The sequence below is a fragment of the Streptomyces sp. UF-297 genome, assembly GCF_058245575.1.
In genome coordinates, this window is sequence record NZ_JBSIBZ010000106.1 from 1 (window position 1) to 12,750 (window position 12,750).

Sequence of the window (12,750 nt, forward strand, 5' to 3'; positions counted from 1 at the left end):
CCCCCCCCCCCCCCCCCCCCCCCCCGCGGCCGAGTCACCCCAGAAAGGCAGGTCACCGAATGCGGACACCGGCATTCACCGAGGAGATACCCACCGACTGCGCGTGCGCGTTCTGCACGGGCGCCGCGGTCGAGTCCGCCGAGCGGCACGGCGGCACCCGCGCGCGCTGCACGGTGCGCGGCGCCCTCGCGGCGGCGGTCGGCGCGGCGGCGCTGGTCGGCGCGGGCGCGGGTACGGCGAGCGCCGAGCCGGCGCCCAGCCACGCGGGCTGGGACGGCTCCAAGTACTGGTACAAGGACGCCACCGGGTGGTGGCGCTGGACCAGCCACTACGACAAGTACCAGCGTCACACGGGTGGTTCGGCCTCTTCCGGATCGTCCGGCTCCTCCTCGTCCTCCAGCAGCGCGGGCTTCACCGGCACGTGGGGCTGGGACGGTGCGAAGTACTGGTACAAGGACGGCAGCGGCAACTGGCGCTGGACCAGCCACCAGTGGAAGTACGAGCGCTACGCAGGCGGCTCCACCGGCTCCACCGGCTCCAACGGCGGCTCGTCTTCGTCCTCCTCGTCCTCCGGGAGCTCCAACTCCTCCTCCGGGCACAACACGAACCCCACCTTCCGCGGCCGCGCGGGCTGGGACGCGACCGACCGCGTGTACTGGTACCAGGCGGGCGGCAGCTGGTGGTGGACCAGCCACAAGGACCGCTACGAGGCCCGTACCGGGAAGTCGGGCTCCACCGGCGGAAGTTCCTCCACGGGATCGGCATCGGGATCCGGGTCGGGCTCCGGCTCGGGCGGCGGCCGTGGCACCCCCTCCCGCCACGGCACCGAGTCCGCGATCCAGTGGGCGATGGGCCAGCTGGGCAAGCCGTACTCCTGGGGCGGCAACGGCCCCTCCTCCTACGACTGTTCCGGCCTGGTGCAGCAGGCGTACCGGCGCGCGGGCATCTCGCTGCCGCGGGTCGCCGACGCGCAGTACCGCGCCGCCACGCCCATCTCCCGCTCCCAGCTGCGCCGCGGTGACCTGGTCTTCTGGTCCAACAGCGGCTCCTCGTACGGCATCCACCACGTGGCGATCTACCTCGGTGGCGGCCAGTACCTGGAGGCGCCGCGGCCCGGCAAGACGGTCCGGGTGTCCTCCTTCAGCTACTACAACCCCACGATGTACGGCCGCGTCGGCTAGGGGCACCCAGCCCCCGCCTTCTCCGCGTCCCCCGCATTTCCCCCCACATCCCCCCACTTCGCTCTCACGGAAAGGTTGCCCGTCGTGACGATCACGGCCGCCTTCGACGCCACCGTCCCCACGCCGGTACACGACCCGAGGGAGCACGGGTTCCTGCCCGAGCGGCCGCCCGTACGGACCATGATCGGGACCTGGACCCATCTGGACGCGCTGGCCCGGTCGGTGGCCACCGCGCCCGGCCGGGAAGCGGCCCGCTCCCTGGTGCTGCGGGCGGCGCGGGCGGGGGAGCTGGCGGCGCTGCGGCAGCGGGTGTCCCGGCTCTCGCCGCGCAACGCGGAGGCCGCGGCGATGCGGGTCGCCGTCATCGCCGTGGCCTGCGGCTGGACCGGGCTGGACCCGCTCGCGCCCGCCTCGCGCCGCGCGGCGCACGAGGCGTTCCTGGACCTGTGGGCGGCGCTCGCGCACCGCATCGACCACCAGCAGTTCGTGGCGCTGCCCACTCTCACGCTGCTGAACTGGGCGCCGGAGCGCAAGCCGCGCCGCCATCTGCCCATCGACCAACTGGCCCGTACCGAGAGCCTGGTGCCCATCGTGCGCTGGGCGCCGGAGGGCCAGCAGCTGAGCCGGCTGGACCGGCTGACGCTGGCCACGGTGCGCCTGGAGGCGCACGGCATCTGGCTGTTCCGGCTGGCCGACACCCTCGCGGGCCGGGAGCCCGGCGACCGCTGCGCGACCACCGCGCTGCGCCGGCTGACCCGTATCCACCACGCGCTGCGCGCCCAGCTGCTGTCCGAGGCGCCCGCGCTGCGCGCCGCTGCGGCTACCGGCCAGCAGGGCGCGGCGCTCGCCTCGCTCGCCGAACAGGGGGCGCTGGAGCCGCCGGTGCTCCAGGCCGCTGACGCGGTGCTGGGCATGGGCGCGCGCCGGGGCGGCGACGGCAGCCGGCAGCAGCAGCGCCGTCATCTCAACGGACGGCACCGGGCCTGGCTGGCCACGATGGACCGGCACTGCGCTCCCGTACGGACCCTGGCGCACCGCGGCGGTCCGGACGCGGCGGCCTATCGCGAGGCCCAGGAGTCGCTGATCGCGCTGCGCCGTACGTACACCGGGCTGGTGCACACCGCGGCGCGGCCCACCGAAGGGCCGCTGTCCGCCGTGGCTTGATATGTCCCTTGATTTAGTGGAGTTGACGTACTCCGGCCACCGGAAAGCCGATTGTTATTGGTCTGGACATGTCCGAGACCCGTCAGTAATCTGCTGCTTGGTCTAGACCGCACATCTCTCAGCTCACAGAACTTCCCCCCTCTAGTTCTTCAGGAGCGAAGTATGCGCAAGAAGATCGGTGCAGCCGTGATCGGCGTCGGCATCATCGGTGTGTCCATGCTGTCCACGGGCAGTGCTTCCAGCCACGGCTACAGCGACGCCCCCACCAGTCGCCAGGCCTACTGCGCCAAGGGAACGGTCAAGGACTGCGGTGCCATCCAGTACGAGCCGCAGAGCGTCGAGGGCCCCAAGGGCTTCCCGGCCGCGGGCCCGGCCGACGGCAAGATATGTTCCGGCGGCAACAGCGGTTTCGGCCAGCTGGACGACCCGCGCGGCGGGCAGTGGCCGGCCACCAAGCTGCGCGGCGGCCAGGGCTACACCTTCTCCTGGCGCCTGACGGCCCGTCATGCCACGACCGATTTCCAGTACTTCATCACTAAGGACGGCTACGACCCGAGCAAGCCGCTCACCCGTGCCGACCTGGAGCCGCAGCCGTTCATGACGGTGCCGATGGGCGGCCAGCAGCCGCCCGCCACCTGGCAGCAGCAGGGCACCGTGCCCACCGGCAAGAGCGGCCGCCACATCATCCTGGGCGTCTGGAACATCGCCGACACCCCCAACGCCTTCTACGCCTGCTCCGACGTCGACCTGTCGTAACCCCACCGCGACAGCCGGCGCCGCGAGCGCCCGGCGGGCCTCCCCGTCCTTCCTCCGGGGAGGCCCACCCCAACTCGCCTGTGATCAGGCGCGCTTCAGGCGCAGCGTGACGATCTGGAAGGGGCGCAGCGACAGCGAAACGCCGTCCTCCTCCACCGCGGGCGCCCAGGCCTCCTGCCCGGTCAGCGGCCGCTCCAGCAGATCGGTGGCCACCGCGGAGCCCAGTGCGAAGCCCGCGGTCAGACGGGCACCCGCCCGGCCGCCGTGCGCCTCGTGCAAGCGCACCACCACATCCCCGCTGCCGTCGTCGGCGAGCTTGACGGCGGTCACCACCACGGCGTCCCCCGCCACGCTCACCAGCGGCGCCACCTCCTGCGCGCCGGTGACCCGGCGCTCGGGCAGGTTGATGCGGTGCCCCTCGCGGACCGCGTCCCCGATGCCGGCGCCCGGCACCAGCGCGTAACGGAAGCGATGGCTGCCCTGGTCGGTCTCGGGGTCGGGGAAGCGGGGCGCGCGCAGCAGGGACAGCCGCAGCGTCGTGGTCGTGCCGCGGTCGCCCTCGGTGCGTACCGTGCGCGTCACATCGTGCCCGTACGTCGAGTCGTTGACCACCGCCACGCCCCAGCCGGGCTCGGCGAAGTGCACGAAGCGGTGGGCGCAGGCCTCGAACTTGGCCGCCTCCCAGCTGGTGTTGGTGTGGGTGGGGCGGTGCAGATGCCCGAACTGGGTCTCGGCGGCGTACCGTTCGGCGTGGATGTCCAGCGGGAAGGCGGCCTTGAGGAACTTCTCCGTCTCGTGCCAGTCCACCTCCGTGTCGATCTCCAGCCGCCGCTCGCCGCGCGCCAGCGTCAGCAGCTGTACGGCCCGGGAGTCACCGAAGGAGCGCACCACCCGCACCGTTGCGCGGTCCTCGTCCGCCGCGTCGAGCGTGACCTCGTCGGCCTCGGTGAGGTCGGTGACCACATTGCGGTAGAACCGGTCCACGTCCCAGGCGTCCCACATATTGGGGAAGTCCGGGTGGATCTGGAGGAGGTTGGCGGCCAGGCCCGGCGCCACGGCCTCCCGCCGCGCCTCCTTGTTGTACGCGGATACCACCAGCCCGCGCCCGTCGACCTCGATCCGCAACAGGCCGTTGTCCAGGACGAATCCGCCCTCCTCGCGCGGCTCGGACGCCACCGCCGCGCCCTCGGCGGCGGCGGGGGCCAGCGCGCCCGGCGCGACCCCGCGGCGCGCGTGCGGAGCGGAGTTGGCCAGCAGCTCGCGCGAGCCGTCGCCGGCCAGCGCCGCCAGTGAACGGGAGATGATCTCCTCCAGCTCGCGGGCCACCTCCGCGTACGTCCGCTCCGCCTCGCGGTGCACCCAGGCGATGGAGGAGCCGGGCAGGATGTCGTGGAACTGGTGCAGCAGCACGGTCTTCCACAGCCGGTCCAGCCGCTCGTACGGATAGGGCTCCCCGGCGCGCACGGCGGCGGTGGCCGCCCACAACTCCGCCTCCTTCAGCAGGTGTTCACTGCGCCGGTTGCCCTGCTTGGTCCTGGCCTGGCTGGTCAGCGTCGCCCGGTGCAGCTCCAGGTACAGCTCGCCCACCCACACCGGCGGATCGGGGTACTCCGCCTGGGCCCTGGCGAAGAACTCCTCCGGCTTCTCCCACACCACCCGCGCCGAGCCCTCCAGGTCCCGCATCCGCCGCGCCTTGGCGACCATCTCGCGGGTGGTGCCGCCCCCGCCGTCGCCCCAGCCGGTGGGCGCGATGGAGTGCGAGGCGCGGCCCTTGTCCCTGAAGTTCCGTACCGCATGGGCGATTTCGCTGCCCTTCATCGAGCAGTTGTAGGTGTCCACCGGCGGGAAGTGGGTGAAGATCCGCGTCCCGTCGATGCCCTCCCAGAAGAACGTGTGGTGCGGGAAGGCGTTGACCTGGCTCCAGGAGATCTTCTGCGTCAGCAGCCACTTGGAGCCCGCCGCCTTGATGATCTGCGGCAGCCCCGCGGCGAAGCCGAAGGTGTCCGGCAGCCACGCCTCCTGGCTCTCGACCCCGAACTCCTCAAGGAAGAACCGCTTGCCGTGCACGAACTGCCGGGCCATCGCCTCGGACCCGGGCATGTTGGTGTCCGACTCCACCCACATGCCGCCCGCCGGGACGAACCGGCCCTCGGCGACCGCCTTCTTCACCCGCGCGTACACCTCGGGCCGGTGCTCCTTGACCCACGCGTACTGCTGCGCCTGCGACATGGCGTAGACGAACTCGTCCTCGTCCTCCAGCAGCGCGGTCATGTTGGCGGTCGTGCGCGCCACCTTGCGCACCGTCTCGCGCAGCGGCCACAGCCAGGCGGAGTCGATGTGCGCATGGCCGACCGCGCTGATGCGGTGCGCGGAGGGCTCGGCGGGCCGGGCCAGCGCGCCCGCCAGCCGCTCGCGCGCCGCGGCGGCCGTGGCGCCCACGTTCTGCAGGTCGACGGCGTCCAGCGCGCCGTCCAGGGCCCGCAGCAGCTCCCAGCGCCGCGCGCCCTCCACGGGCAGCTCGGCCATCAGCTCGCCCAGCACCTCCAGGTCCTGGATCAGCTCCCACACCTCGGTGTCCAGCACCGCCAGGTCCATCCGGGCCAGGGTGTAGAGCGGGTCGCGGTGCGCGGTCTCCCGGTCGCCCAGCTGGGTGGGCCGGAAGGGCGGCACATCCAGGATGACGGGGTTGGCCGCCGCCTCGACGAAGTACTCCACCTCCTCGCCGCCCGCCGCCGGGGAGCCCACCCGTACCCAGTCGTTCTGCGGGTTCAGGCCCTTGACCGGCATGCCGTCGGCGCGGTAGACGAGCCCCTCGCACTGGAAGCCGGGCATCCGCCGGTCGAAGCCCAGGTCGAGCACGGCCTCCACCGTCCGGCCCGCCCACTCCTGCGGTACGGTCCCGCGCACCCGGAACCAGGTGGTGCCCCACGGCGGGCCCCACCGCTCGCCGACGGCGAAGGGCCGGTACGGCGCGGCCAGGCCCTCCTGGACGGGCACCGGCTCACCGGGCGCGTCCCATACGGCGATTTCCAGCGGTACGGATGCGGGGTACAGGGCGGGGCGGATGCGCTCCTCCAGGACGCGGGCGAGGCGCCCCTCGATCAGCGCGCGGTCGTCATGCATGGTCTCGGGCCTTTCGTGGGCGAAGGATCTCTGGCGGGGGGTGCGGGGTCACAGCGGGCGGACCTCGCGCGGGTGCACGACCTCGGTGATGCCGCGGGCGGCCAGGTGCGCCGGGTCCCCGGCACGGCCGGCCAGCACGCAGGCGGGGCGTACCCCGTCGGCGGTCAGCGCGGCCCATGCCTCGAAGACCTGCCCGCCCGGGGCGCACACCGAACGGTGCCCGGCGGCCGACTCCTCGCCGGCGTCCACGACCAGGGCGGTGGTACGGGGGGCCGGCCGGTGCTGCCTGCCGCGCAGGTCGGCCACGATGCGGGCGAGGGCGCGCCCGGCCGGTTTGCGGACCCGCTCATGGGTCAACAGGCCCAGGCTGTACTCCACTTCGGGGAAGTCGGCCAGCGAGCGGTCCACGTCGTGCGAGCACCACCACGTCACACCCCATACGTCCGGGCAGTCCAGCGCGTGGGTGACGGTGGCGGCGGTGAAGGCGGCGGCGTGCTCGGCGGGGATGTGCGGGGCGGGTGCGCCGACCTCCTGGAGCCACACCGGCCGGTGCGCGTCCAGCGCCCACGCCTTGGACAGCTCGATCAGGTACGCGGCGTGGTGCTCGGTGGCCGTCCCCGTACGCCCGTAGCGCTGCGCGGTGCCGTTGAACACCCAGGAGTGCACGGCGGTGGCGGCGCCGAGCCGGGCGGCCTGGGCCGGGGTGAAGGGGTGCCCGTCCTGATACCAGGCGACGTCGTACTCGGCGTGCAGATGCATCCGGCCCGGCGCGCCCTCCTCACAGGCGGCCAGCATCAGCTCCAGCCAGCTTCCCGCCTCCTGGACGCCGATGCGGTCGGGGTCGGGGTGCGGGTCGTCGGAGAACTGGTTGATCTCGTTGCCGAGGGTCATGCCGAGGAAGTGGGGGCGGTCGGCGAGCGCGGCCGCCAGCGTACGCAGGTAGGCGTACTGCCCCTGGAGCACCTCGGGGTCGGTGAAGATGTTGCGGCGGTGCCAGGTGGTGGTCCACGACGGCAGGAAGTCGAAGCTGGACAGGTGCCCCTGCAGACCGTCCACGTTGACGTCCAGGCCGCGCTCGCCCGCCGCGTCGGCGAGCTGCACCAGCTGCTCGACGGCGCGCGGCCGGATCAGGGTGCGGTTGGGCTGGAAGAGCGGCCACAGCGGGAAGACGCGGATGTGGTCCAGGCCGAGCGCGGCGATGGAGTCCAGGTCCGCGCGGACCTCGTCCAGGTCGAAGTCCAGCCAGTGGTGGAACCAGCCGCGGGTGGGGGTGTAGTTCACGCCGAAGCGCGGTGCGGACACGGGGTGGGACATCAGGTGGTGCCTCCAGCTCTCCAAAGGTCCACGGCGGTACGGGGGTTGGGGCGCTCAGCCCTTGACGGCGCCCTCGCCCACCCCGCGGAAGAAGTACCGCTGCAGGCAGGCGAACAGCACGATCAGCGGGGCGACCGCGATGATGGTGCCGGCCGCGACCACCCGCTGGTTGTCGGCGAACGTCCCGTGCAGGAAGTTCAGTCCGACGGTCAGGGTGAAGTTCTCGGAGTCCGAGAGCACGATCAGCGGCCACAGGAAGTCGTCCCAGGCGCCCATGAAGGCGAAGATCGCCACGACCGCCAGGGTGCCCTTGACCGAGGGCAGCGCGATACGGAAGAACCGCTGCCAGACATTGGCGCCGTCCACCACCGCCGCCTCCTCGGTCTCGTACGGAAGGTTGCCGAAGGCGTTGCGCATCAGCAGCACGTTCATCGCGCCGATCGCGCCCGGCAGCACCACGGCGGTCAGGGTGTTGTTCAGGTCCAGCTCCCGCATGGTGACGAACTGCGCGATCATGATCGCTTCGGTGGGCACCAGCATCGCCATGACGAAGACCAGGCCCGCCACCGCCCGGCCGCGGAACTTCAGCCGGGCCAGCGCGTAGCCCGCCGCCGCGGCGCCCGCGACATTGGTCAGCACGCTGGCGAGGGAGACCTTCAGGGAGTTCAGGACGTAGTCCCACACCGGGATGATGTCCGCGACGCCCGCGTAGTTCTTCAGCGTCCAGTCGCTCGGCAGCAGCTCGGGCGGGTAGGTGTAGATGTCCTCCGACGGGCCCTTGAGCGAGGTGGACAGCTGCCACAGGAACGGCCCCACGGTGATCGCGAGCACGATCAGCAGGAGCAGATAGCGCAGCGCGATCTGCCACAGCGGCATCCGGCGCCCGGCTCCGGTCCTCACTCCTTGTCCTTCCGGTCGGCCCGCAGTACGAGCAGCATCAGCACCAGCGTCAGGGCGAACAGCACGATCGACATCGCCGAGGCGTAGCCGACCCGGCCCGAAAGCCCGGTGCCCGCGCGCTGGATGAGCATGACCAAGGTGGTGTCCTGGCCCGCGGGACCGCCGGTGGGACCGGCGATCATGAAGACCTCGGAGAAGACCTTGAAGGCGGCGACCGAGGAGAGCGCGCCGACCAGCACCATCGTGGAGCGCACGGCGGGCACCGTGATGCTCAGGAACCGGCGGACGGGGCCCGCCCCGTCCATCTGCGCGGCCTCGTGCAGCTCGCCGGGGACGTTGGCCAGCGCCGCCAGATAAATGATCATGTAGTAGCCGAGGCCCTTCCACACCGTCAGCGCCATCGCCGAGAACAGCAGCAGCCAGGGGTCGCTCAGGAAGTGCACCGGGTCCAGGCCCAGTACGCCCAGGATGCCGTTGAGCAGGCCCCGGTCGTCCAGCATCCACACCCAGATCAGCGCCACTACGACCACCGAGGCGACCACCGGGGTGTAGAAGGCGGAGCGGAAGAAGGTGATGCCGGGGATCTGCTTCTGCACCAACAGGGCCAGCAGCAGCGGCAGGAGCACCGTGCACGGCACGACGAGGGCCACGTACAGCGCGCTGTTGCGCAGGGCCACCCAGAACTGGTCGTCCTGGAGCAGCGCCTGGAAGTTGTCCAGGCCGACGAACGTGCCGGGGGTGAGGGTGCGCGCGTCGGTGAAGGACTTCCAGACCGTGGCGAAGAACGGGTAGAGGTTGAAGGCGAGGGTCACCAGGACACCCGGCGCCAGGAACAGCCAGGGGCTGGCGGGGAGATGCGTTCTGGGCCGGCGGGCGGCGGGGGCGGTGCTGCTCATCGCACGTCCGGCCTCAGCCCTGCCGCAGCAGCTTGTCGAACTGCGCCACCGCGCTGTCCAGGGCCGCCTTGGGTGTCTTCTTGCCCTGCATGACCAGGGCCTCCTCGTTGCGCAGGATCGTCTTCATCTCGTCGCTGAGCACGACCGGGGTGTAATTGACGGCCCTGGGCAGCAGCTTGGCCGAGGCGACCCGCACCCGGCCCTCGTCGGTGCCGTCCTCCTTGGTCCAGTACTCCTTGTCCAGCGAGCCCTTGGTGCTGGGGAAGACCGCGACCTGGTGGCCGAAGGACTCCTGGTTCTTCTGACCGGTGACGAAGTGGGCGAAGGCGACCGCGGTGGCGGCCTGCCGGGACTGCTTGTTGACCGCCAGGCCCATCACATACATGTTCGGCTTGCCGGTGTTGTTGGGCGCGTCCGTGATGCCGAGGTTCTTGTAGAGGCTGGGCGCGTTCTTCTTGAAGTTCTCCAGGTCGTGCGCGCTGCCCGGGTTCATCGCCAGCTGCCCGCGCAGGAATTTCTGGCCCACCTGCTCGGGGGAGTTGGTCAGGGCCTGCGAGTCCAGCGCGCCGCTGTCGTACAACTCCTTGTATTTGGTCAGGAGTTCCACGCCCTTGGGCTCGTTGAAGGTGAACTTCGTGGCGTCCTCGTTGATGAGTCTGACGCCGTAGCGCCCGTAGTCCTCGATCGCCGGTGTCTGCCCCAGCGTCGGCTTTCCCTTTTCCGCCAGCTTTGCCGCGTCCCGGAACAGGTCGGCGTATGTCTTCGGCGGCTTCTCGCCGTCGAGCCCGGCTTCCTTGAAAAGCGTCTTGTTGTAGAACATCGGGCCGGTGTTGAGGTACCAGGGAAAGGCGTACGTGCCGTCCAGCCCGGGCATCGCATTGCCCTCCCAGGCGCTGGGCAGATACTCGCCCTTGAACTTCGCGGCGGCCTTCTCCTTGTCCAGGTTCATCAACAGCCCTGCCTTGGCCAGGGGATAGGCCAGGTCGGGGGAGACGTTGACCACGTCGGGAAGTGATCCCGCCGAGGCGTCCGCGCTCAGTTTGTCGGCGTAGTTGTCGGCGGGCTGGTCCACCCACTTGACCTTCGTGCCGGGGTGCTGCTTCTCGAAGTCCTTGATCAGGCCCTCGAAGTACGGCTTGAACTTCGCCCGCAGATTCCAGGTCTGGAACGTGATCTCGCCCTCGACCTTTCCGTCGGCGGACGAAGTGCCGCCGCCTCCTCCGCAAGCGGTCAGTGCCGTCAGGGACAGGGCGGCACCAAGACCCACAACGCTCTTCATCGCGACGCTGCGACGGACGGACATGTGGCTGGCTCCTTCGGATCAGGCCAGGGCGAAGGCGCACCGGGGCCCTCAACAGCCGCCCCGGCGCAGGCTTTCGCCGCGTGTCGGGCACACCCTGCATCGCAATTCCCGGTGAAGTCAAAGGTTTCTGTCGAACTTTCTTTGAAGTCCCAGGTCAGAAGGGTTGGTTGACGAGCGCTCAAGGCAATCACTAACGCGCTTAAGTGCGTGGCTGGTAAACCGCGTTAGTATCCGGCTATGAGTGAGACGCCGAGTGGGCCGCCCGGCTCTTCAGCCGCCGCACCGCAGCCGTCCGTACCCTTGCGGCGGCGCCCGGCCGCGGTCCCCCTCAAGCGGCCGACGATGAAGGACATCGCCCGGGAGGCCGGGGTGTCGGCCACCGCCGTCTCCTTCGCGCTCAACAACCGCGGCGGGGTCTCGGAGAGCACCCGGCGCCGCGTCGAGCGGGTCGCCGAGCGCCTGGGCTGGCGCGCGAGCACCGCCGCCCGCGCCCTGTCGGGGGAGGGCTCGGGCGCCGTCGGCCTGGTGCTGGCCCGCCCGGCCAGCAGCCTGGGCGTGGAGTCCTTCTTCCTCCAGCTCGTCTCGGGCATCCAGCGGGCCCTGGCCCCGCGGCACTGCGCGCTGCTGTTCCAGATGGCCGAGGACGTGGACGCCGAGTGCGAGCTGTACCGGCGGTGGTGGGCCGAGGGCCGGGTGGACGGCGTGATCGTCGTCGACCCCAGGACCGAGGACCCCCGGCCCGCTCTGCTCGCCTCGCTCGGCCTGCCCGCCGTAGTGGTGGGCGGCATGGCACCGCCGGACCAGGCACCGGATACGGGCACCGGCTCCCGGCTCTCGGGCGTGTGGGCCGACGACGCGGGCGCGATGGCCGCCATCGTCCGCTACCTCTACGACCTGGGGCACCGCCGGATCGCCCATATCGCGGGCCTGCCGGGCTTCGCCCACACCGAGCGCCGGATCCGCTCGCTGCGCCGCGAGGCCGCCCGCGCGGGCCTGGCCGGCACCGTCTCGCTGACCACCGACTACACCGACGCCCAGGGCGCCGAGGCCACCCGCCGCCTGCTCTCCCGTACGCCCCCGCCGACCGCCGTGATCTGCGACAACGAGGTCATGGCGATGGCGGCGCTGAGCGTGGCGGCCGAGCGGGGCCTGGCCGTACCGCGCGAGGTGTCCATCGTGTCCTGGGAGGACTCGGTGCTCTGCCGCACCCTGCGCCCGCGGCTGACGGCCCTGGTGCGCGACACCGAGGAGTTCGGCCGCCGCGCTGCCCAGCAGCTGCTGGACGTCCTGGACGGCGGCGAGCTGCGCCAGGTCCAGGACCCGCTGCCCCGCCTGGAGCCCCGCGAGAGCACCGCACCGCCGCCGTGAGCTGCCCGGCCTGGCGGGGGAACGCGAACTGCCGCCCCGGCACCTCTGGGCAGGTCCAACATCCGGGAATATTCTGCTAGTTGGTCTGGACCGCACTGCACGTGGCTCACAGGACACCCCCCAAGTTCTCCAGGAGCGCAGCATGCGAAAGAAGATCAGCGCGGCCGTCATCGGCCTCGGCATCGTCGGAGCCTCCGTCCTTGCGACGGCCTCCGCCTCCAGCCACGGCTACACCGACTCCCCCATCAGCCGGCAGAAGTTGTGCGCCAACGGCACCGTCAAGAACTGCGGCCAGATCCAGTACGAGCCGCAGAGCGTCGAGGGACCCAAGGGCTTCCCCGCCCGCGGCCCCGCCGACGGCCGGCTGTGCGCCGGCGGCAACAGCCGGTTCGCCGAGCTGGACGCCCCGCGCGGCGGCCAGTGGCCCGCGACCAAGGTGAGCCCGGGCACGTACACCTTCACCTGGCGCTTCACCGCCTCGCACGCCACCACGGACTTCCGCTACTACATCACCAAGCAGGGGTACGACCCCAGCAAGGCGCTCACCCGGGCCGACCTCGACCTCACGCCGTTCCTGGTGGTCCCGTACAACAACCAGCGGCCGCCGTCCACGCTCTCGCACTCCGGCACCATCCCGGGCGGCAAGACGGGCAAGCACCTGATCTTCGCGGTCTGGACGATCGCGGACACCGGCAATGCCTTCTACGCCTGCTCGGACGTCCAGTTCTAGCGCGCACAGACAGCG

The 12,750-nt window shown here is 71.3% G+C and carries 10 protein-coding genes; 5 read left to right on the plus strand and 5 right to left on the minus strand.

The window, feature by feature from the left end; all coding sequences use genetic code 11:
- The first annotated feature begins 59 nt into the window (after positions 1–59).
- The 3 genes from AC4IJH_RS38000 (at position 60) to AC4IJH_RS38010 (ending at position 3,101) form a co-directional block, all read left to right on the plus strand.
- Entirely contained in the window at positions 60–1,181 is a 1,122-nt protein-coding gene (locus tag AC4IJH_RS38000; protein ID WP_490856544.1) for a C40 family peptidase, read from the plus strand.
- An 84-nt stretch (positions 1,182–1,265) separates the two neighbouring features.
- Positions 1,266–2,345, plus strand: a complete 1,080-nt coding sequence (locus AC4IJH_RS38005) for a hypothetical protein (protein ID WP_490856545.1) — start codon at positions 1,266–1,268, stop codon at positions 2,343–2,345.
- Positions 2,346–2,507: 162 nt separating this feature from the next.
- Entirely contained in the window at positions 2,508–3,101 is a 594-nt protein-coding gene (locus AC4IJH_RS38010) for a lytic polysaccharide monooxygenase auxiliary activity family 9 protein (RefSeq protein WP_490856546.1), read from the plus strand.
- Between the two features lie 84 nt (positions 3,102–3,185).
- Here the strand turns inward: AC4IJH_RS38010 and AC4IJH_RS38015 are convergent, their stop codons facing one another.
- Genes AC4IJH_RS38015 through AC4IJH_RS38035 form a run of 5 tightly spaced genes read right to left on the minus strand, consistent with a single transcriptional unit; the run spans position 3,186 to position 10,637 of the window.
- Positions 3,186–6,224: an alpha-mannosidase gene (locus AC4IJH_RS38015; protein ID WP_490856547.1), complete on the minus strand. Its 3,039-nt coding sequence runs from the start codon at positions 6,222–6,224 to the stop codon at positions 3,186–3,188.
- 48 nt (positions 6,225–6,272) lie between these two features.
- Positions 6,273–7,538 (minus strand): glycoside hydrolase 5 family protein, encoded by a 1,266-nt coding sequence (locus tag AC4IJH_RS38020; protein ID WP_490856548.1) that lies wholly within the window; start codon positions 7,536–7,538, stop codon positions 6,273–6,275.
- Between the two features lie 54 nt (positions 7,539–7,592).
- Positions 7,593–8,414 (minus strand): carbohydrate ABC transporter permease, encoded by an 822-nt coding sequence (locus AC4IJH_RS38025; RefSeq protein WP_490856568.1) that lies wholly within the window; start codon positions 8,412–8,414, stop codon positions 7,593–7,595.
- 20 nt (positions 8,415–8,434) lie between these two features.
- Positions 8,435–9,334, minus strand: coding sequence for a carbohydrate ABC transporter permease (locus tag AC4IJH_RS38030; protein WP_490856549.1), 900 nt, complete (start codon positions 9,332–9,334; stop codon positions 8,435–8,437).
- Between the two features lie 13 nt (positions 9,335–9,347).
- Positions 9,348–10,637: an ABC transporter substrate-binding protein gene (locus AC4IJH_RS38035; protein ID WP_490856550.1), complete on the minus strand. Its 1,290-nt coding sequence runs from the start codon at positions 10,635–10,637 to the stop codon at positions 9,348–9,350.
- Positions 10,638–10,874: 237 nt separating this feature from the next.
- On the opposite strand from AC4IJH_RS38035, the gene AC4IJH_RS38040 reads away from it, so the two are divergent.
- Together AC4IJH_RS38040 and AC4IJH_RS38045 are read left to right on the plus strand one after the other, a co-directional pair.
- Positions 10,875–12,005, plus strand: coding sequence for a LacI family DNA-binding transcriptional regulator (locus AC4IJH_RS38040; RefSeq protein ID WP_490856551.1), 1,131 nt, complete (start codon positions 10,875–10,877; stop codon positions 12,003–12,005).
- A gap of 142 nt (positions 12,006–12,147) precedes the next feature.
- Entirely contained in the window at positions 12,148–12,735 is a 588-nt protein-coding gene (locus AC4IJH_RS38045; RefSeq protein WP_490856552.1) for a lytic polysaccharide monooxygenase auxiliary activity family 9 protein, read from the plus strand.
- Positions 12,736–12,750 lie beyond the last annotated feature (15 nt).